This is a genomic window from Luteimicrobium album (assembly GCF_030161555.1).
Classification (GTDB): Bacteria; Actinomycetota; Actinomycetes; order Actinomycetales; family Cellulomonadaceae; genus Luteimicrobium; species Luteimicrobium album.
The window spans coordinates 3,196,858-3,216,200 of record NZ_BSUK01000001.1 but is presented as its reverse complement, the minus strand read 5'-3'; the positions used below and the strand labels follow the sequence as shown (position 1 = coordinate 3,216,200).

The 19,343-nt window shown below is 74.2% G+C and carries 19 protein-coding genes, 1 other RNA gene and 4 pseudogenes; 8 read left to right on the top strand and 16 right to left on the bottom strand.

The annotated features are described in order from the left end of the window. Positions 1-63: 63 nt before the first annotated feature. Positions 64-911: pseudogene (gene panB / locus QQK45_RS16410) on the top strand (3-methyl-2-oxobutanoate hydroxymethyltransferase). 2 nt (positions 912-913) lie between these two features. On the opposite strand, the gene QQK45_RS23370 reads toward panB, so the two are convergent. Continuing rightward, complete coding sequence (locus QQK45_RS23370) at positions 914-1,117, bottom strand: SPOR domain-containing protein (RefSeq protein WP_284294183.1); 204 nt, start codon at positions 1,115-1,117, stop codon at positions 914-916. Between the two features lie 70 nt (positions 1,118-1,187). Between QQK45_RS23370 and map the strand changes: the two genes are divergently transcribed. Both map and ppgK read left to right on the top strand, forming a co-directional pair. Continuing rightward, positions 1,188-2,102, top strand: coding sequence for a type I methionyl aminopeptidase (gene map, locus QQK45_RS16400; protein WP_284294182.1), 915 nt, complete (start codon positions 1,188-1,190; stop codon positions 2,100-2,102). Next, on the top strand, positions 2,099-2,875 hold the full coding sequence (ppgK, locus tag QQK45_RS16395) for a polyphosphate--glucose phosphotransferase (RefSeq protein ID WP_284294181.1): 777 nt from the start codon (positions 2,099-2,101) through the stop codon (positions 2,873-2,875). Before map ends, ppgK begins: the two co-directional genes overlap by 4 nt. Positions 2,876-2,903: 28 nt before the next feature. On the opposite strand, the gene QQK45_RS16390 is transcribed toward ppgK, so the two are convergent. Further along, positions 2,904-3,251: an STAS domain-containing protein gene (locus QQK45_RS16390; protein ID WP_284294180.1), complete on the bottom strand. Its 348-nt coding sequence runs from the start codon at positions 3,249-3,251 to the stop codon at positions 2,904-2,906. A gap of 629 nt (positions 3,252-3,880) precedes the next feature. On the opposite strand from QQK45_RS16390, the gene QQK45_RS16385 reads away from it, so the two are divergent. After that, positions 3,881-4,528, top strand: a complete 648-nt coding sequence (locus QQK45_RS16385) for a DUF1990 family protein (RefSeq protein ID WP_284294179.1) — start codon at positions 3,881-3,883, stop codon at positions 4,526-4,528. Between the two features lie 5 nt (positions 4,529-4,533). Here the strand turns inward: QQK45_RS16385 and rnpB are convergent. Together rnpB and QQK45_RS16375 are read right to left on the bottom strand one after the other, a co-directional pair. Beyond that, an RNA gene (gene rnpB / locus QQK45_RS16380) (RNase P RNA component class A) lies at positions 4,534-4,942 on the bottom strand. A gap of 49 nt (positions 4,943-4,991) precedes the next feature. Beyond that, positions 4,992-5,375 (bottom strand): tautomerase family protein, encoded by a 384-nt coding sequence (locus QQK45_RS16375; protein ID WP_284294178.1) that lies wholly within the window; start codon positions 5,373-5,375, stop codon positions 4,992-4,994. Positions 5,376-5,470: 95 nt separating this feature from the next. Here QQK45_RS16375 and QQK45_RS16370 point away from each other — a divergent pair. Continuing rightward, a pseudogene (locus QQK45_RS16370) lies at positions 5,471-6,327 on the top strand (YaaA family protein). A gap of 74 nt (positions 6,328-6,401) precedes the next feature. Here the strand turns inward: QQK45_RS16370 and QQK45_RS16365 are convergent. The 5 genes and pseudogenes from QQK45_RS16365 to QQK45_RS16345 form a co-directional block, all read right to left on the bottom strand. After that, positions 6,402-6,965: pseudogene (locus QQK45_RS16365) on the bottom strand (histidine phosphatase family protein); the annotation flags it as partial. Positions 6,966-7,033: 68 nt separating this feature from the next. After that, on the bottom strand, positions 7,034-7,783 hold the full coding sequence (locus tag QQK45_RS16360) for a zinc ribbon domain-containing protein (protein WP_284294177.1): 750 nt from the start codon (positions 7,781-7,783) through the stop codon (positions 7,034-7,036). A gap of 20 nt (positions 7,784-7,803) precedes the next feature. Continuing rightward, a complete protein-coding gene (locus QQK45_RS16355) occupies positions 7,804-8,715 on the bottom strand; it encodes a Nif3-like dinuclear metal center hexameric protein (RefSeq protein ID WP_284294176.1) in 912 nt (303 codons plus the stop codon). Positions 8,716-8,754: 39 nt separating this feature from the next. Then, positions 8,755-10,947, bottom strand: coding sequence for a discoidin domain-containing protein (locus QQK45_RS16350; RefSeq protein WP_284294175.1), 2,193 nt, complete (start codon positions 10,945-10,947; stop codon positions 8,755-8,757). Between the two features lie 117 nt (positions 10,948-11,064). Next, entirely contained in the window at positions 11,065-12,510 is a 1,446-nt protein-coding gene (locus QQK45_RS16345; protein ID WP_284294174.1) for a bifunctional 3'-5' exonuclease/DNA polymerase, read from the bottom strand. Positions 12,511-12,864: 354 nt separating this feature from the next. On the opposite strand from QQK45_RS16345, the gene QQK45_RS16340 reads away from it, so the two are divergent. Next, positions 12,865-13,377, top strand: coding sequence for a YybH family protein (locus QQK45_RS16340; RefSeq protein ID WP_284294173.1), 513 nt, complete (start codon positions 12,865-12,867; stop codon positions 13,375-13,377). Here the strand turns inward: QQK45_RS16340 and QQK45_RS16335 are convergent. From QQK45_RS16335 to QQK45_RS16310, 6 genes and pseudogenes are all read right to left on the bottom strand, one after another. Continuing rightward, entirely contained in the window at positions 13,361-13,633 is a 273-nt protein-coding gene (locus tag QQK45_RS16335) for a hypothetical protein (protein WP_284294172.1), read from the bottom strand. The two genes, QQK45_RS16340 and QQK45_RS16335, sit on opposite strands and share 17 nt — an antisense overlap. Before the next feature lie 28 nt (positions 13,634-13,661). Further along, positions 13,662-14,459 carry an HpcH/HpaI aldolase family protein gene (locus QQK45_RS16330; protein ID WP_431310292.1) on the bottom strand — a complete coding sequence of 266 codons (798 nt, stop codon included), beginning with the start codon at positions 14,457-14,459 and terminating at the stop codon, positions 13,662-13,664. Then, positions 14,456-15,241: a fumarylacetoacetate hydrolase family protein gene (locus tag QQK45_RS16325; protein ID WP_284294170.1), complete on the bottom strand. Its 786-nt coding sequence runs from the start codon at positions 15,239-15,241 to the stop codon at positions 14,456-14,458. Before QQK45_RS16325 ends, QQK45_RS16330 begins: the two co-directional genes overlap by 4 nt. 43 nt (positions 15,242-15,284) lie before the next feature. Then, a complete protein-coding gene (locus QQK45_RS16320) occupies positions 15,285-16,001 on the bottom strand; it encodes a GntR family transcriptional regulator (RefSeq protein ID WP_284294169.1) in 717 nt (238 codons plus the stop codon). Further along, the gene (locus QQK45_RS16315; protein ID WP_284294168.1) at positions 15,983-17,479 is read right to left on the bottom strand and encodes a fumarylacetoacetate hydrolase family protein; all 1,497 of its coding nucleotides are present in this window, start codon (positions 17,477-17,479) and stop codon (positions 15,983-15,985) included. The genes QQK45_RS16320 and QQK45_RS16315 overlap by 19 nt, the downstream gene beginning before the upstream one ends. A gap of 48 nt (positions 17,480-17,527) precedes the next feature. Continuing rightward, positions 17,528-17,644: pseudogene (locus tag QQK45_RS16310) on the bottom strand (patatin-like phospholipase family protein); the annotation flags it as partial. Here QQK45_RS16310 and QQK45_RS16305 point away from each other — a divergent pair. Then, on the top strand, positions 17,616-18,116 hold the full coding sequence (locus QQK45_RS16305) for a response regulator (protein WP_348525370.1): 501 nt from the start codon (positions 17,616-17,618) through the stop codon (positions 18,114-18,116). The pseudogene QQK45_RS16310 and the gene QQK45_RS16305 overlap by 29 nt on opposite strands. Continuing rightward, the gene (locus tag QQK45_RS16300) at positions 18,098-18,238 is read left to right on the top strand and encodes a response regulator transcription factor (protein WP_284295081.1); all 141 of its coding nucleotides are present in this window, start codon (positions 18,098-18,100) and stop codon (positions 18,236-18,238) included. The genes QQK45_RS16305 and QQK45_RS16300 overlap by 19 nt, the downstream gene beginning before the upstream one ends. On the opposite strand, the gene QQK45_RS16295 is transcribed toward QQK45_RS16300, so the two are convergent. Beyond that, a complete protein-coding gene (locus QQK45_RS16295) occupies positions 18,230-19,300 on the bottom strand; it encodes an NAD(P)H-dependent flavin oxidoreductase (RefSeq protein WP_284294167.1) in 1,071 nt (356 codons plus the stop codon). The genes QQK45_RS16300 and QQK45_RS16295 overlap by 9 nt on opposite strands. Positions 19,301-19,343: the final 43 nt, after the last annotated feature.

Below are 19,343 nucleotides of genomic sequence, written 5' to 3'. Positions count from 1 at the left end.
CGGCCGCGACCGGCGTCTGCCGATCACGTCCCGCTGGCGCGAGCCCCAGGAAGGAAACCCGTCATGACCCAGCCCGCAGCGCCCACCCCTCAGGCCGGCAACGCGCCCACCCGCAAGCGCGTGCGGGTGCAGCACCTCGCCGAGGCCAAGGCCCAGGGCCGCAAGCTCACGATGCTCACCGCGTACGACTCGGTCGTGGCGCGCATCTTCGACACCGCGGGCGTCGACATGCTGCTCGTCGGGGACTCGATCGGCGACAACATGCTCGCGCACCCGAACACCATCCCCGTGACGGTCGACGAGATGATCCCGCCGGCCCGCGCGGTCGCCCGCACCGCGAAGCACGCCATGGTCGTCGTGGACCTGCCGTTCGGGTCGTACGAGGACTCGCCGCAGCACGCGTTCGCGACCGCCGTGCGGATCATGAAGGAGACCGGCGCCCACGCCGTGAAGCTCGAGGGCGGGCGCCGCGTCGCCGCGCACGTCAAGCTCCTGACCGACTCTGGCATCCCGGTGATCGGGCACCTCGGCTTCACGCCGCAGTCCGAGAACATCCTGGGCGGTCACCGTGTCCAGGGCCGGGGCGACGAGGCCGCCGACGTCCTGTGCGACGACGCGCTCGCGCTCGCCGAGTCCGGGGCGAGCGCCGTCGTCCTCGAGATGGTGCCGGCACCCGTCGCCGCCCGCGTCACGGAGATCCTCGCGATCCCGACCATCGGCATCGGCGCCGGGCCCGACGTCGACGGCCAGGTGCTCGTGTGGACCGACATGGCGGGCATGGGCGACTGGTCGCCGCGCTTCGCGAAGCGGTTCGCGGAGATCGGGGCCGCGCTCACCGCCGCCGCGGAGTCGTACGTCGACGAGGTGACGTCGGGGGCCTTCCCCGGGCCGAGCACTCGTTCGAGAGCTGACCTCAGTCGTCCTCGTCGTCGAACGCGCCGGGCTGCTTGGCGTCCTGGCCGTCCCACGTCTCGTTGCGCTGCTCGGCGCGCTCGAGCGCGTGCGCGGCCTCCTCGCGCGTGGCGTACGGGCCCATCCGGTGCGTCCAGGACGACGGCTTGCCCTCCTCCACCTCGCCCGTCTTGGTGTTGAAGTAGTACTCCGCGTCCGTGCTCATGGGTGGATTCTGCCCTGCGTCGCCGCGGTCGGCACGCGAGCGCGGCCCAGGCGTCCGTAGACTCGGGGCCATGCCCGTCCCACCTGCCGCGACGTCCTCCGTCCCGCGCCCGACGACGGCGCGGGCCACCACCACCGCTCCCCTGACCCCGGGGACCGTCTCGCCGGTGCGGAGCGTGCCCGCCTCGATCGCCCGGCCCGAGTACGTGGGCAAGCCCGCCCCCGCTCCCTTCACCGGGAGCGAGGTCAAGACGCCCGAGACGATCGACCGGATCCGCACAGCGAGCCGGATCGCGGCCCGCGCTCTCGAGGAGGTCGGCCGCCACGTCGCGCCCGGCGTGACGACCGACGAGCTCGACCGCGTCGGCCACGAGTTCCTCCTAGACCACGGCGCCTACCCGTCGACCCTGGGCTACCGCGGCTTCCCGAAGTCGCTGTGCACGTCGGTCAACGAGGTCATCTGCCACGGCATCCCCGACACGACCGAGCTGCTCGACGGCGACATCGTCAACGTCGACATCACCGCGTTCGTCGGCGGGGTGCACGGGGACACCAACGCGACCTTCCTCGTCGGCGACGTCGACGAGGACTCCCGGCTGCTCGTCGAGCGCACGAGAGAGGCGCTCGCTCGCGGGATCAAGGCCGTCGCGCCGGGCCGCGAGGTCAACGTCATCGGGCGCGTGATCGAGAAGTACGCGGCCCGCTTCGGGTACGGCGTGGTCCGCGACTACACGGGCCATGGCGTCGGCGAGTCCTTCCACTCGGGCCTCGTCATCCCCCACTACGACGCCGCGCCCGCCTACTCGACCGTGATCGAGCCGGGCATGGTCTTCACCATCGAGCCGATGCTGACCCTCGGCACCTACGCCTGGGAGGCCTGGGACGACGGATGGACCGTCGTCACGGCCGACCGGTCGCGCACCGCGCAGTTCGAGCACACCCTCGTCGTCACCGAGACCGGAGCGGAGATCCTGACCCTGCCATGAGCTCACCGAAGAAGACTCCCGAGATCGCCATCGGCATCGACGTCGGCGGCACCGGCATCAAGGGTGCGCCCGTCGACCTCAAGACCGGCGAGTTCGCCGCGGAACGCGTGCGCATCCCGACCCCCGAGAACTCGACCCCTGGCGCCGTCGCCGAGATCGTCGCGAAGATCGTCGACTCCTTCGACCTGCCCGACGCGCCCGTCGGGGTCGCCTTCCCCGGGCCCATCAAGCACGGCGTCGTGACGTTCATCGCGAACCTCGACGAGTCGTGGACCGGGACCAACCTCGTGTCCGTCATGCACGAGGCGACCGGCCGCACCGTGGCCGCCGTCAACGACGCCGACGCCGCCGGGTACGGGGAGCTGCACTACGGCGCCGCCCGGAACACCGAGGGTGTCGTGCTGGTCGCGCCGCTCGGCACGGGTATCGGCTCCGCGCTGTTCGTCGACGGGATCCTCCTGCCGAACACCGAGCTCGGGCACCTCGAGATCGACGGGCACGACGCCGAGTCCAAGGCGTCGACGCTGGCCCGCGAGCGGGAGAACCTCAGCTACGAGGAGTGGGCGGTCCGGCTGCAGCGCTACTTCTCGGTCGTGGAGAACCTGCTGTCCCCCGACCTCATCGTCGTCGGGGGCGGGGTGTCGAAGAGCTGGGAGAAGTTCCTGCCCCTGCTGCACCTGCGCGCCCCGATCGTGCCGGCGGCCCTCCGCAACCGTGCCGGGATCGTGGGGGCCTCGTGGCTCGCCGCGCAGGAGGAGATCGCGACCAGCTGAAGGTGCGGGGTCGCGGGTCGGTACCGCGTCAGGCGGCGCCGCTCGCAGCCACCGCCGGCTCCGCAGCGGCGGGACGCACCAGCAGCTCACGCACGCCCAGCATGTCGAGCACCTCGACGATGATCTGGGGCGGGTCCAGCAGCATGACGTCGAGACCCTCGTCGTGACCGATGGTCACGAACTGCACGAGGAACGCGATCCCGGTCGAGTCCGCGAACGTCACCTCGGATGCGTCGATCACGACGGGAAGGTCGCGCTCGAGGGCGTTGGCGAGGGCCGCGCTCGCCTCGGCACGGAGCGCCACGTCGATCTCGCCCGTGAGGACGACGACCGTGCGGTCCTGCTCCTCGACGAGGGCGATCGTGCCCGTCGCCACCACACCATCCGTTCCGACCACGCTGACCCGACCTCGCTCCCTGTGCCTGACGCCTCGTTGCGTCCACCGGTGGTGGGTCCCCTGATCCCACACCCTGACCGGCGTGTGCGACGAGGCTAACCCAGACCCGCTCGGATGTGTAATCCCCGTGGCGGAGTCTTTACCGTCCCGACACACACGAGCGTCCTCGCGTCACATGAGGGCAACCTGACGCGAGCCTGGGAACACGCTGGCAACATTCGCGACCGGTGTGTGGCGCGCGCCCGACACCGGTGGGGCAGGATGTCCGCCGTGAGCATCTCGGTGCGACGGCAAGACGGCGCACGGTGGGCAGCAGTGGCCGACGGCGCGGCGCCCGGGACGCTCGAGGTTGCCGCGCGTGCCGCGCTCCGGGCGCAGCGAAGCCGACTGACGCATGTCGACGTCGACGTCCTCTCCGACGCCGAATGGCCGCCGGAAGTCCGACCGATCGTCCGCGAGGCGGAGCTCCGGCTCGCCGCGGGACGCCACCACCGGATCTCGCTCCCCTCGATCCGGCCGACGACGAGGACTTCGAGATCGCCCTCGGCCTCGCGCCGTTCAGCATCGGCTCCACCGGTCTCGGTGCCTCCGGGCGGATCATCTGGTCCGTGAACGACACGGGCACCAGCGCGTGCTTCCACCTCACGCCCCGCGAGGAGGCCGCCGTCCGGTCGGCCGTCACGATGGCCGGCGGCGCAGCCACGGACCTGGTGACCCTGGAAGCGGCCCAGCTCGCCCGACGCGATCGGAGCTACGACGTCGTGGGTGCGACGACGCCCGGAACGACGACGTGGCAGCCGCCAGACGGCTGGCGCGCGTACGAGCGGTCGGTGTGCCTGGGCTCCGGTCCGGAGCTCTGGCACCGAGCGTCGTCGGAAGTCCTTCGGTGGGGCGTCAAGACACGGAGCGGCTTCCTCGTCGCACCGGAGCTGGAACCCGGCACCGTCGCGCGCCGAGGTGACCGTCTCTGGCTCACGGCGCACATCGGTCCGCTCCGAGTCCGTGAGCCCGTCGAGGTCGTCGAGGTCGTCGAGACCAGCCACCGGACCGCCCTGGCCTACGGCACGCTCGTCGGGCATCCCGTGACGGATAAGGAGGCGTTCATCGTCGGCCGCGACAAGGACGGGAACGTGACGCTGACGCTCCGCTCGATCACGCACGCCGGCCGCGGCCGGTGGTGGGTGCTCTTCCCCGCAGCGCTCGTGGCGCAGCAGCTGTACCGCCGGCGGTATCTGCGCGCGCTCGCGGCACATTGACAGGGCGGACGAGTCGGTCTGTACGCCGGGTTCTGTCCCCGCGCGCGGTTGCCCCCGCGCGGGTGACGGCCATCCATCTAGGACGCGCGTTGCCACGCGTCTCGAGCGGTCTACCCGACTGTGCTTCTCGACAGAGAATCGGGCGGGCCGCCCTCAAACACAGTCTGTCTGACCTTGCTCCAGGTGGGGTTTACCGAGCCGTGCCGGTCACCCGGCACGCTGGTGGTCTCTTACACCACCGTTTCACCCTTACCACGCCCGGCCGAGGCCGTGCGTGGCGGTCTGTTCTCTGTGGCACTGTCCCGCGGGTCACCCCGGGTGGGCGTTACCCACCACCTTGCCCTTCGGAGCCCGGACGTTCCTCGGCACCGCCAGACGCCAGCCCGGCGATGACGCGGCCGTCCGACCGACTCGTCCGCGTGCCCAGCCTACCGGCCGGAATCGTTCCCGCAGGCCAGTCGTGTCAGACGTCGACGCGGTAGCTGAGCGCGAGCTCGTCGCCCGACCGGCCACGGATCCCCCAGTTCACCTGCGGCGCCTCGAGGATCACCACCTCGAGGTCGTCGGCGGGCAGGCCGAACCGCGGGGCGACGTCGTCGAACAGCGCCCGGACGAGCGCGCGCTTCGCGTCGTCGCTGCGACCGGTGAAGCACACGACCTCGACGACGAGGTACGCGGCACCGCGCGGGGCGACCAGGTCGGCGTCGTCGAGCCAGCAGAGCCGGTGGAACCGCCTCTCGGCCGGGAGCTGCCACGTGCGCACGAGCGCGTCGTGCAGCGCGTCCGACAGCTCGTCACGGCGGTCAGCCCACTGCGAGCGCCGCCCGTACACCTTCACCTGGGCCATCGCCCGACCGTAGCGTGCGCCACGTCACAGGACCTGCCGCCGTCCGGACCGCGGGACGGGCGGTTCGCACCGTGCACGGCCCGTAGGGTGGCGGCGTGCTCGTCCTGCTGCCGCCGTCCGAGGGGAAGACCGCGCCCGAGTCGGGCGACGCCGTCGACCTGACCGCCCTGACCTCCCCGGAGCTGACCGAGCACCGCGAGCGCGTGCTCGACGCGCTCGCCGCGGTGAGCGCGCGGCCCGATGCGCTCGAGGTCCTGCACGTCGGGGCGTCCCTGGGCGACGAGGTGCGCCGCAACGTGACGCTCCGCGAGCAGCCAGCAGCGGCCGCGGCGCACGTCTACACGGGCGTCCTCTACGCCGCCGCGGGGCTGGCTCCCGCGCACGACGACGGCGCAGCCCGCCTCCGTGCCCGGCTTGCCGACGTGCGGGTGGTGAGCGCGCTCTGGGGTGTCGTGACGCCGTCGGACCGGATCCCTGCGTACCGGCTGTCGATGGGCGTGGACCTGCCCGGCGTCGGGCCGCTCGCCCGGTCCTGGCGCGAGCCCTCGCGAAGGCCCTCGACGCGCGGGCCGAGGGTGACGTCGTCGTCGACTGCCGGTCCGCGACGTACGCCGCAGCGTGGAAGCCGCCCGCATCCGCGACGCACGTGCCCGTGACGGTGCTGCGCGAGCACGCCGGCCGGCGCTCGGTCGTGTCGCACCACGCGAAGCACACGCGCGGCGTCCTGGTGGGCCACCTGCTGCGCCGGGAGGGCGAGCCCCCGACGACGGCCGACGGCCTTCTCGCTGCCGCGCGCGAGCTCGTGGGCACCACCGTGGACCGGCGGCGGGTCGTCGCGGCCGAGCTGGTCGCCGGAGCCCGACGTGGGCAGACGCTCGAGCTCGTCGTCGTCGACGCCCCTGATCGCGAACCTGTCAGAACCAGGAGCACGTCGACGGGCACCATGTTCTGACAACGCGCTGAGCAAGGCTCATCACAGGTCCGGGGGCACCCCACGACGGTCGCCTCGGTCTCGTCGTCAGGCCACAGCCGCAGGATCGTGACGGACGCGGGCGTGATCCGGGTCTTGGTCCAGTGCGACGGCGGCGAGCCGAACGCCCGCCCGACGGCGGCGCGCACGGCCATGGCGTGCGTGACCACCACGACGGTCCGTCCGGTGCCCTCGTCACGCAACGCGCGGAGACCCTCCCACACGCGCTCGCCGACGTCGACGAGCGACTCGCCGCCCGGCGCCGCGACGTCGCCGCCCCGGTAGAACCGCTCGAGCCAGCCCGGGTCGCGCTCCTCGACGTCCGGGAACCGCAGGCCCTCGAACTCGCCGAAGTGGATCTCGGCGAACCGCGGGTCGGTCCGGACAGGGACGCCGAGCCGACGCCCGACGGCAGCGGCCGTCTCCTGCGTGCGCACGATCGGCGACGCGACGACGGCCGACGCGCGCGGCAGGTCCGCCCACGCCGTCCGACCGATCCGGTGCACCAGGTCCGCGGCCTGCGCGGCCTGGACCCGGCCCGCCGCCGTGAGCGACGGCCCCGGCTCGCCCGAGCCCGAGAAGGCGCCCGCGACCGTCATCTCGGTCACGCCGTGGCGCACGAGCGCGACGGTGAGCGGCTCGGCGTCGTCGAAGCGGACGGTCACCCCCGACGGGCGGCTCCCGCCGGTCACGCGGCCGGTCCGGCGGGCTCGACGCGCACCAGGATCCGGCCGCACTCCTCGCAGCGGACGATGTCGTCGGGGCCCTTCGCGGCGATGGCGCGCAGGTCCCCGGGGTTGAGCTCGAGGCGGCAGCCCTCGCAGCGACGCCCACGGAGGGCTGCCGCGCCGAGCCCGCCGGCCTGGGCCCGGACCTTGTCGTAGAGGGCGAGGAGACCGGCGTCGATCCCGTCGGCGGCCTTGAGCCGCTCCGCGGCGACCTCCGCGACGGTGCCGTCGATGTCCCCGAGCTCGGCGTCGCGCTCCGACTCCGCCGCCTCCTTCTCGGCGACGAGCTGCGCGTGCGCGGACTCCAGCTCGGCGAGCGCCGCCTCGTGCGCCTCGAGCCGCTCCATGACGTCGAGCTCGACCTCCTCGAGCGCCTCCTGGCGGCGGGCGAGGCTCGCGAGCTCGGCGACGAGCGCCTGCGCGTCCTTCGCGCCCACCGCCCCCGAGTCGAGGCGCTGCTGGTCGCGCGCGGCCCGGGTGCGGACCTGCTCGACGTCCTGCTCGGCCTTCGCGACCTCGCGCCGCAGGTCCTCCGCGGCCGTCCGGGACTGGACGAGCGACGTGTGGACGTCGGCGAGCCGGCCCTCGACCTCGGTGACCTTGGCGACGGAGGGCGACGCGGACCGACGGTGCGCGAGCTGCTGCAGCCGCGTGTCGAGGGCCTGGACGTCGAGGAGGCGGAGCTGGTCGGACGCAGGAGCAGTGGCCACAACGGTCCTTTCGGGACAGATCAGGGCGACGGGAACCGGGCGGTCCACGGGTCCGTCGGGCGCGTGCTGACGCGCACGTCCAACTTACCCGCGCGCGGGGCGTCCACGGTCTCGCCGAGCACGCGCACGAGGTCGCGCGACGCGTGCTCGAGCCACGGCCACTCGGAGGCGAAGTGCGCGACGTCGACGAGGAAGGGACGCGCGGTGCTCGCACCCGCGGCCCGCGCCTCATGCTCGGCGCGCTCGCGCAGCTCCGACGCGGGGTGGTGGCGCAGGTCCGCGGTCACGTAGACGTCCGCGCCCGACGAGCGGACGGCGTCGAACAGCGAGTCCCCCGCTCCCCCGACGACGGCGACCCGCTCGACGAGCGCGTCCAGGTCCCCCGCGACGCGCACGCCCTGCGCGGTGGCGGGCAGCACCGCCGCGACGCGCTCGGCGAACGCGCGCAGCGGGACGGGCTCGGCGAGCCTCCCGACGCGCCCGATCCCGATCGCGGGCAGCGTGTGGTCGCGGGTGTCCGCGGGGACGAGCGGCTCCGCGTCGACGACGCCGACCAGCTCCGCGAGCGCCTCCGCGACCCCGCCTCGCGCGGCGTCGGCGTTGGTGTGCGCCGTGTACACGGCGACGCCCGCGCGGATCGCCCGGTGCAGGAACGCGCCCTTGAACGTCGTCGCCGCGACCGAGTGCACGCCGCGCAGCAGGAGCGGGTGGTGGGTGACCAGCAGGTCGGCGCCCACCTCGCCGGCCTCGTCGAGGACCGTGTCCACCGGGTCGACCGCGAACAGCACGCGGCGGACGGGCTGGGACGGGTCACCCGCGACGAGCCCGACGGCGTCCCACGACTCCGCCGTGGACGGCGGGTAGAGCGCGTCGAGCACGCGGACGACGTCGGCGAGCCGGACGGGATCCGGTGCGGTGGGCGCGACGGTCATGTCGGCAGGCTACCGGCAGCCCGCCGCGCCCACCGGTCGTCAGCGGTACACGCGCACGTAGTCGACGACCATCTGTGCCGGGAACGGCGTCGTCGCGTCGACGTTGCCCGGCCAGTCACCCCCGACCGCGAGGTTGAGGATCACGTAGAACGGGTGGTCGTAGATCCACGGGCCGCGCGTCGCCTCGACGGTCGCCTTGTCGGCCGTGAAGACGAGCCGGTCGTCGAGGTAGTAGCGGATGCCGGTCTTGTCCCACTCGGCCGCCCACGTGTGGAAGCCGCCCGACAGCTTGCTGCCGTCCGGCAGACCGTACGACCCGCCGTACCCGCCCCCGCCGTTGTACGCGGGGGCGTGCAGGGTCGAGTACGACGTCGTGGTGTCCTTGCCGAGGACCTCCATGATGTCGACCTCACCGTTCTGCGGCCACGGCGTGCCCGTGAGGAAGTTCGAGCCCATCATCCAGAACGCCGGCCAGAAGCCCTGGCCCTCGGGGACCTTGATCCTGGCCTCGACGCGCCCGTACTGGAACATGAACGTGTTCGAGGTGTTGAGCCGCGCGGACGTGTAGTCGCGGCCGCCGGCGGACTCCTTGCGTGCCTCGATCACCAGGTGGCCCTGGCCGTCGAGCTTCGCGTTGCCGGACGGCGTGTAGTACTCCTGCTCACCGTTCTGGCCGGTGCCGGAGTCGATCGTCCACTTCGACGTGTCGGGCCCGCTCCCGTTCGCGCCGTCGAACTCGTCGCTCCATGCGAGGTGCGTGAAGTTCGGGTCGGGCACGTTCGACGTCGGCGGGGCGACCGGGTCGCCGCCCGTGCCGTACACGTCGAAGGTGTAGAGCGAGTAGCCGTAGGGGCCCGAGCGCTTGGTCAGGTTGAGCCGCACGTAGCGGCCGTCACCGGACACGTCGAGCTTCTCGGTCAGGCCCTTGCCCGTCGTCGTGGTGTAGATCGTCCGCCAGTTCTGGGCGTCGTCGGACACCTGCACCTGGTAGCCCGTCGCGTAGGCGGGGTCCCACTGCAGGACGACCTGGGAGACGTGCGCCGTCTTCGCGAGGTCGACCTGGATCCAGCCCGCGTCCGTCCAGCCGGTCGTGGCGTTCGTCGCCCACCGCGAGGCCGGGTCGGCGTCGAACGCCTTCGCGGGCGTGCAGCCCGGGCACTGGCCGTCGTCCTGGTACGTGGACGCCGTCGCCGGCTTGCCGTAGGACAGCAGCTTCGTGTCGCCCGACGGCGGGTCGGTCGGCGGCGTCGTGGAGCCGTCGCCCCCGTACACCTGGAACTCCCACAGCGACACCCCGTACTGGGTGGCGCGCGCGGTCGAGTACAGCCGCACGTAGCGCGCCGTCACGGACAGCGCCACGTCCTGCGGCGCGGACGACGAGGCCGTCCCCGTCGCCCGGGTGGTCCACGTCGAGCCGTTGTCGGACGTCTGGATCTGGTACTGCGTCGCGTACGCGGTCTCCCACACGAGGTGCACGCGCGACAGCGGCTGCGCCGAGCCGAGGTCGACGGCGAGCCACTGCGGGTCGGCGTAGGCGCTCGACCACCGCGTCCCCGTGTTCCCGTCGGTCGCGGCGCTCGCCGGCGTGCCGGCGTTCTCCACCGACGACGCGGTGGTCGCCTTGCCCTGCGAGAGCAGCGTGTCGCCGGCGGGCGGCGCCGCGTCCGCGCCCAGCACCTGGAACTCCCACAGGGACACGCCCCACTGGGTGGCCCGCGCCGTCGCGTACAGCCGGACGTACCGGGCCGTCGCGGTGACGGCGACGTCCTGCGCGGTCGACGACGACGCCGTCCCGGTCGCCTTCGTGGTCCAGGTCGAGCCGTCGTCCGAGGTCTGGATCTGGTACGCCGACGCGTACGCGGTCTCCCAGGCGAGGTGCACGCCCGTCACGGCCTTGGCCGCGCCGAGGTCCACGGCGATCCACTGCGGGTCCGCGGCCTGGCTCGACCAGCGCGTGCCGAGGTCGCCGTCGGTCGCGGAGCTCGCCGGGGTCGCGACGTTCTCGACCGACGACGCGGTCGTCGTCTTGCCCTGCGAGAGCACGACGGACGCCGCCTGCGCCGCGTGCCCGGGCAGAGCGAGCAGCGCGAGCGCGAGCACGAGCGCCGCGGCGAGCACGGCGGCGACGCGCCGTACGCCGGGGCCGGTGGGGTGGCCCGTGTCCGGGCCGACGGGATGGGACGTGGTGCTGCGAGATGGCGCGCCGAGGGCGCGCGAGGACGTCAGAGCCACTGCTGTCTCCTGGGTCGTCGTTGACGGGTGGGACTTGCGTGGGTGCGTCGTCCCCGACCTTGCCGGTGGCGCACCGCTCACGTCAAGCCCCGTCTCAGGATGTGTCCAGGACGGCGCTCAGCCCTTGGCGTCGCCGTACGCGCGATCGGTCCCGACGGAGACCGGGAAGTCGACCGGGAAGTCGCCGAACAGCAGCCGGCCCGACGCCGCAGCGGCCTCCCGGACCTCGGCGGCCACGGCGTCGGCGAGCGGCGCGGGCGTGTGCACGACGAGCTCGTCGTGCAAGAAGTACACGAGGTGCGGGCGTCCGGTGAACGGCGCGGGCACCCGGTCGCCCGGGACGTCGACCACGCCGAGGTCCCACAGCCGCCGACGCACCTCGGCGATCCAGCACAGCGCCCACTCCGCTGCCGTGCCCTGGACCACGAAGTTGCGCGTGAAGCGACCCCACGCGCGCGTCTGGGCGCGCGCCTTCGACTCGGCGCCGGCGTCCGCGTCGTCGCTCTGCGCGAGCACCTGGGTCTCGTGCCAGGACGCGCCCGGCCGCGGCGAGGTCCGCCCGAGCAGGGTCGTGACGACGTCGCCGCGCTCGCCCGTGCGGGCCGCGTCCTCGACGAGCGCGAGGGACGCCGGGAAGGCCCGCGCGAGCCGGGGCAGGACGGCGGCGCTCGATCCCGTCGTGCCGCCGTACATCGCGCCGAGCATCCCGACCTTGCCGTGCGCGCGCGAGTCGACGACCCCGGTGTCGACCATGCCCTGGTAGAGGTCCTTGCCACGGCCCGCGTCGGCCATGCGCTCGTCGTGCGCGAGGCCCGCGAGCACGCGCGGCTCGAGCTGCGCCGCGTCGGCGACGACGAACACCCAGCCCGGGTCGGCGCGGACCGCGGTCCGGACCTGCTGGGGGATCTGCAGCGCTCCCCCGCCGCTCGACGCCCACCGTCCGGTCACGACGCCCCCGACGACGTACTCGGGCCGGAACCGCCCGTCCTGGACCCACGCGTCGAGCCACGCCCAGCCGTTCGCGGAGAACAGGCGCGACAGCTTCTTGTACGTGAGCAGCGGCTCGATGGCCGGGTGGTCGACCTGCTGCAGCTCCCACGACCGCGTCGAGGTGACCGCGAGGCCGGTCCGGCGCAGGGCCCTTAGGACGTCGGGCAGCGAGTCGGGGTTGAGCGTCGGGGCGTCGAGCGCGTCCCGGACCTCGGCGGCGAGCCGTTCCATCCGGTCCGGACGAGCTCCGAGGACGGGCCGTGGGCCGAGCTGGTCGCGGAGCACCTCGTCGTGCCGCCCGGCGTCCCAGGGCAGGCCGGCCCGGTGCATCTCGGCCGCGGCGAGCGCGCCGGCGGACTCCGCCGCCAGGAGCAGCCGGAGGCGCCCCGGGACGCGGCTCGCGGCGACGGCGTCGAGCTGGGCGTCGAGCTCGGCGCGGCAGGCGCGCCCGTCGAGGGTCGTCCCCCGCCCGCCGTCGACGTGCGCGAGGTGGGCTCGAGGTCGAAGAGCGTCCCGCCGTCGTCGGGCGGAGGCTGAGTCCCGCCCGCGGGCACGGGCTGGAGGTCGTCCCACGCGGTCGCCGGGCCCTGGGCGAGGCGCGAGCCGGTCGTCCATGCCGACGTCCGGAGCACGCGGTGCGCGAGCCGCAGGTCGTGGCAGCGGTCGACGCGCACGCCCCCGCGCAGGAGCCCGGGGTACCAGAGGTTGGTGTCGGCCCACGTCCACCGCGGGCGGGTCGCCCGCGTGGCCTCCGCCGCCGTCACGCCGCCGACGTCGACGGCGGTGGCTGGGCCCGACGGCGGGGCCGCGACGACGACATGCACGCCTCAGTCTCCAACCGGCCGCCCACACGGACGCCGTCACGTGCACGGACCGCGGCTCGTCACCCTCGTGAAACGCCACCGCCACCGCGCGAGGGAGACGACCATGACCGAGCCGACGACCACCGCACCGACCACCACCGCGACCCTGGACGCGCTCCGGGACGGCGCCGCCATCGACGCGCTGCGCGCGGAGTTCACCGACGCGGTCATGGTCCACGACTTCGACCGGCTCGCGTCCCTCTTCACCGACGACGGCGCGGTCCGCATGCCCGACGTGCACGCGGTCGCGGAGGGCCGCGCCGCGATCCGGGCGTCCGTCGAGCGGATGCAGGGCAGCTGGGAGTTCTTCGTCCAGGTCTCGACCCCTGGCGCCGTCGTGCCCGACCCGGACGACCCCGACGCGGCAACCGGACGGACGTTCCTCGAGGAGCTCGGCCGGCTGCGCGACGGGACGTCGCACCGCAACCACGGCATCTATCACGACCGCTACCGCCGCACCGCGGACGGCTGGCGGTTCGCCGAGCGCGTCTACGAGCTGCGGTACGTCGACGACACGCCCCTTGCCGGGACGCCCGGTCTTCCGCCGTCGGCGCGCCCGCTCACGCCCGCCGGGTGACCGCGTGCCAGGCGTCGAGCGCGCGGATGCGCAGGATCCCGAGCTGCAGGCGCGTGGCCTGGACGCCGAGCAGCACCAGCAGCACCGCGAGCTCGGGGTCGACCAGGTAGGTCCAGGCCGCCGGGTCCATGAGCAACTCCGGCACGGACAGCAGGACGAGCGCGGTGGCGGCCCACAGGAGCCAGACACCCCGCGCATGGCCGCGCACGGGGACCGCGACCCAGCGCGAGAGCGCGGCGAACCGGGGTCGGGTCACGGGCCCTCCAGGAGACGACGGACGTCGCTCAGTATCCCGCGCGCCCCGGGTCGGGCGCGCCGACGAACCGGGCGGCGAGCGCCTCCGAGCCCCGCGCGAGGAGCGCGACGTCGGCCCCGACGAGGACGAACGACGCGCCGGCCTCGAGGTAGAAGTTCGCGACCGCCGGGTCGAACGCGTTGACCCCGACGGGCACGCCCTGGCCTCGGACGGCGTCGAACGCGCGCCGGACGGCCGCGACGACGTCGGGGTGCGTCTGCTGCCCGAGCAGCCCCATCGACGCGGCGAGGTCGGACGGTCCGACGAACACGCCGTCGACGCCGTCGACCGCGGCGATCTCCCCGGCCGCGTCGACCGCGGCCGCGGTCTCGACCTGGACGAACAGGGACACGTGCTCGTCGGCGTCCGCGAGGCACCCGTCGACCCGGTTCCAGCGGGCAGACCGGGCGAGCGCCGAGCCCACGCCGCGCCGGCCGCGCGGCGGATAGCGGACGGCCTCGACGACGGCCTCCGCCTCGGCCGCGGACGAGACCATGGGCACGAGGAGGTTCTGCGCCCCGAGGTCGAGCACCTGCTTGATCGTGACGGCGTCCCCCGCGGGGACCCGGACCACGGGGGTGACGGGGTACGCGGCGACGGCCTGGAGCTGGGCGAGGACCGACTCGAGCCCGTTGGGCCCGTGCTCCATGTCGACGAGCAGCCAGTCGAGCCCGCCGCCCGCGCAGATCTCCGCGACGACGGGGCTGCCGGTGCAGACCCACATCCCGGCGAGCGGGCGGTCGGCCGCCGCGAGCGCGGCGCGGAACGTCGGCGGCAGCGGGGTCACAGGAAGCGACATGTCAGGGTTCCCATCGGTCCGTAGTCGCACAGCACGCTGTCGCCCCGCTCGACCCAGACGGGCCGCGTGAACGAGCCCGCGAGGACGTCCTCCCCGGCCTCGAGGCGCGCGCCGTGCTGGTGGAGCTTGTTCGCGAGCCACGCGACACCCGTCGCGGGGTGTCCCAGGACGCCGGCCGCGACGCCGGTCTCCTCGATCGTCTCGTTGCGGTAGAGCAGCGCGGACACCCAGCGCAGGTCCACCCGGTCCGGCGCGGTCGGCACGCCGCCGAGGACCATGCCCCCGTACGCGGCGTTGTCGGCGATCGTGTCGACGATCGTCCGGCCCTCGAGCTCGATGTGGGAGTTGAGGATCTCGAGCGCGGGGGTCACGTACTCGGTCGCCCGCAGGACGTCGAACACCGTGCAGCGCGGGCCCTCGAGCGGCACCGACAGCACGAACGCGAGCTCCACCTCGATCCGGACGTTCGAGTAGGCGTCGAACGGGATCGTCGCGCCGCTCTCCCACACGGTGTCGTCGAACATCACGCCGTAGTCGGGCTCGGTGATGCCCGTGGCGGCCTGCATGGCCCGCGATGTCAGGCCGATCTTGCGGCCCACGAGGCGCCGTCCGGCGTCGAGCGCGCGGTCCCGCCACACGCCCTGGATCGCGTACGAGTCCTCGACCGTGGCCTGCGGGTAGCGCGCCGTGATGCGGGGCACGACGGCACGGTCCTGCTCGGCGGCCGCCAGCTCGTCGGCGATCGCGGCGATGGTCTCGGTGGGCAGCATCCGTCCTCCGGGTCGTGGGTCTGGGGTCTGGTCGGCGCAGGGGCTAGCCGTGCGCGGCCGCCGGGGCGACCTCGAGCCGGGCGGCCTCGCCCGGGTGCTCGTGGTGGAGGTACGCCTCGAGGGTGCCGCGGCGGTGGCTGCGGACGGCCTGCTCGATCTCGTCGAGCGGCGCGCCGCCCTCGACGAGCGCGAGGATCTGCTCGTGCTCGTGCACGGACTCGCGGGCGCGCTCGGGCACGAACGCGAAGATCGTGTCGCGCATGTGCCCGAGGCGGGCCCACTCGGTCTCGACCATCTCGAGCAGCCGCGGGTTGGCGCAGCGCGAGTACAGGATGTGATGGAACTCCTGGTTGAGCGCCGAGAACGCGCGCGGGTCGAACCGGGCGAGCGACGCCGTCATGACCTCGTTGAGGGCACGCGCGCGCCCGACGTCGGCGAGGGTCAGGTGCCGCGCCGAGAGGGCGGTCGCGGCGCTCTCGACGATCCCGATCGCCTGCATCGCGTACCGGTACTGGGTGTCGTCGACCATGGAGACGCGAGCCCCGACGTTGCGCTCGTACGTGACGAGCCCCTCGGCCTCGAGCTGCCGCACGGCCTCGCGGACCGGCACGACGCTCATGTCGAGCTCCTTGGCGATGGTCCCGAGCACGAGCCGGAAGCCGGGCGTGAACTCCTGGCTGGCGACCCGCTCCCGGACCCACTGGTAGGCGAGCTGGGACTTGCTCACGCCCTCGACGGCGGTCACCGTGCTGCCCGCCACGCCTCGTACCGCGCCCTCCACTCGGCGTTCATCGGGAACAGGCCCCGCACGGGGTGCCCCTCCGCGACGCGCGCGGCGATCCAGCCGTCCTCGTCCTCCTGCGCGAGCGCCGCGTCGACGACCTCCTCGACGAGCGCCGGCGGGACGACCACCACGCCGTCCGAGTCGCCGACGACGACGTCGCCCGGCTGGACCGTCGTCCCGCCGCACGCGACGGTCACGTCGGCCTCCCACGGCACGTGCTTGCGGCCGAGGACCGCGGGGTGCGCGCCGTTGCTGAAGACCGGGATCCCGACGGCGGCCACGGCGTCGGCGTCCCGGACCGCGCCGTCGGTGACGACCCCGGCCGCGCCGCGGGCGTGGGCGCGCAAGGCGAGGACGTCGCCGAGCGTCCCGGCGTCGGGGTCGCGGCCCGCCTCGACGACGAGCACCTCGCCCTCCCCGACGGCGTCGAACGCGCGCTTCTGGGCGTTGTAGCCGCCGCCGTGGCTCGTGAACAGGTCCTCGCGGCCGGGGACGAGGCGGAGCGTGCGGGCCGTCCCGACGAGCTTCGTGCCCGGCCGGAGGGGGCGCACGCCGTCGACGGTCACGGTGTTGAGCCCGCGCTTGCGGAGCCGGGACGACAGCCCGGCGACGGGCACGCGCTCGAGCTTCTCGCGGAGCGCCGGGGTGAGGGTCGGGGCGACGGCCGGCAGGCCCGCGGCCTCCCGCGACCCCCACGCCTCGGCCCGCTGGACGTCGTCGGCGGCGGGCAGGGAGCCGAGCGCGGAGTCGAAGGGGACCTCGCCCTGGGTGACGGTGGTGACGAGGCGCCCGGTGCTCGGCGCGCCGGGCGCGGTCGGGGCGTCGACCTCGATCTCCACGACGTCCCCGGGCCGCGCGACGCTCGACCCGGCGGGGGTGCCCGTGAGGATCACGTCGCCGGTCTCGAGCGTGAGGTGCTGGGAGAGGTCCGCGACGATCTGCGCGAGGGGGAACAGGAGGCCCGCGGTCGTGTCGTCCTGGACGAGCCGCCCGCAGAGCCAGGTGCGCACGCGCAGCGCGGCCGGGTCGACGGCGCGGGCGTCGAGGAGCGCGGGGCCGAGCGGCGTGAACCCGTCCCCGCCCTTGGAGCGCACGTTGGAGCCCTTGTCGACGGCGCGCAGGTCGTACAGGCCGAGGTCGTTCGCGGCGGTGACCCAGCCGACGTGGTCCCAGGCGGACGCGGCGTCGACCCGTCGCGCGTCCCGACCGGTCACCAGGGCGATCTCGCCCTCGAAGGCCAGGAGCTCGGTGCCTGCGGGCCGCTCGACCGTGCCGCCGGTCCCGGCCACCGAGCTCGAGGGCTTGAGGAAGTAGGAGGGCTGAGCGGGACGCCGTCCTCGCTGGTCAGCGCGGGAGGCGTAGCTCAGGTGGACCGCGATGATCTTGCCGGGTCGGCCGGGGAGCGCTGCGAAGCGCGGGTCGGAAGGTGCCGTCTCTGCCACGTCGAGAATCATATACGATCGCTGATGCCGGGGCAACGACCCCGCGACTCGGCCGAGAGGTCAGCGCCAGAACGCGCTCAGCCGGTCGGCCAGCGCCAGTTCCTGGTCGTGACCGGCGCGGGCCGCGGCCGGGCGCAGCGACAGGTCCATCGCGTTCGCGCCGAAGAGCTCGTCAGCGGCGCTCGCCCTCGCGGGCGAGGCGGCGGACGGGCGCCGGGCCGTCGAGCTCGCGCGGGCGCTGCACCCCGACGTCGCCCTCATGGACATCCGGATGCCCGGCACGGACGGCATCGCCGCCACGAGCGCCATCTGCGCCGACCCGGCGCTCGCGGCCGTGCGGGTCCTCGTGCTCACGACGTTCGAGGAGGACCACTACGTCGTCGGGGCCCTGCGCGCCGGGGCGAGCGGCTTCATCGGCAAGGGTGCCGAGCCGGACCAGATCCTCGCCGCGATCCGGGCCGTCCACGCCGGGGACGCGCTGCTCTCGCCGACGGCGACCCGCAGCCTGATCGACCGGTACGTCCGGACGGGGGCGTCCGGCACGGCCGTGGCTCCCCGGACCTCGGCGAGCTCACCGAGCGGGAGGTCGAGGTCCTCACGCTCGTCGGGTCCGGGCGGTCCAACACGGAGATCGCCGACGCGCTGGTGATCTCGCCGCACACGGCGAAGACGCACGTCGGACGGATCATGACGAAGCTCGGGGCCCACGACCGCGCCCAGCTCGTGATCGCGGCCTACGAGAACGGGCTCGTAACCCCCGGCTCACGCTGACCGGGCGGCGCCGGGCATCCCGGCGAGCAGCCCCGCGAACACCGCGGCGGCGTCGTCCTGGCGCGAGAGCCCGGCGGCCTGGCCCATCCAGAGCGACTGCAGGTCGCCGATCCCGCGCCGGCCGGCCTCGGCGCGGAACTGGCCGGTGAGCCAGTTCTGGGCGGGGAACAGGGCGATCGCGCCCGCGTCCTCGATGGTGCGCACCGCGCGGTTCGGCAGCCCGCGCGCGAGCCGGCCGCTCATGGCCCGGGTGAGCACGGTGTCGTCCGCGCCGGCCGACCTGATGGCCGCGCGGTACGCGTCGGTCGCCGCCGACTGGCGCGTCGCCAGGAACGCCGTCCCGACCTGGACGCCCGAGGCTCCGAGGGCGAACGCGGCCGCCACGCCACGCCGGTCCGCGATCCCGCCCGCCGCGACCACCGGCACGTCCACGGCGTCGACGACCTGCGGCACGAGCGCGAACGTCCCGACGAGCGACTCCGCCGCCGGGCGCAGGAACGAGCCCCGGTGCCCGGCGCCGTCGGCCCCGGTGGCGACGACGACGTCGACGCCACCGTCCGCGAGCGCCACCGCCTCGGCGACCGTCGTGGCCGTCCCGACGACGGCGATCCCGCGGGAGTGCGCCCGCTCGACGACGTCCGGGGCGGGCACCCCGAAGACGAGGCTCAGAGCGGCGGGGCGCGCGTCGAGGACCGCGTCGAGCTGGTCGTCGAAAGGCGGCAGGAACCGCTCGGGCGGCTGGGGCCGCTCGAGGCCGAGCTCGGCGAACAGCGGCGCGACGGCCGTCGTCGAGGAGGAGCACGCGAGGTCCACGTCGGCGGGCGTGACCTCGTTCCCCGTCGGCAGCCACAGGTTCAGGGCGAAGGGGCCCGGCGTCGCGGCACGCAGGGCCTCGACGGTCTCGCGGATGCGGTCGGGCCCGTAGCCGTACAGCCCGTACGAGCCGAGCCCGCCGAGGTCGGTGACCGCCGCGGTCAGCTCGACCGACGACATCCCGCCGAATGGTGCCAGCACGACCGGGTGCTCGATCCCCCACAGCTCTTGCAGCGCTCGTGCGCCCATCCCGTCCTCCGTCCGCGTGGTCGCCCGACCGTCCGGCCGAGCA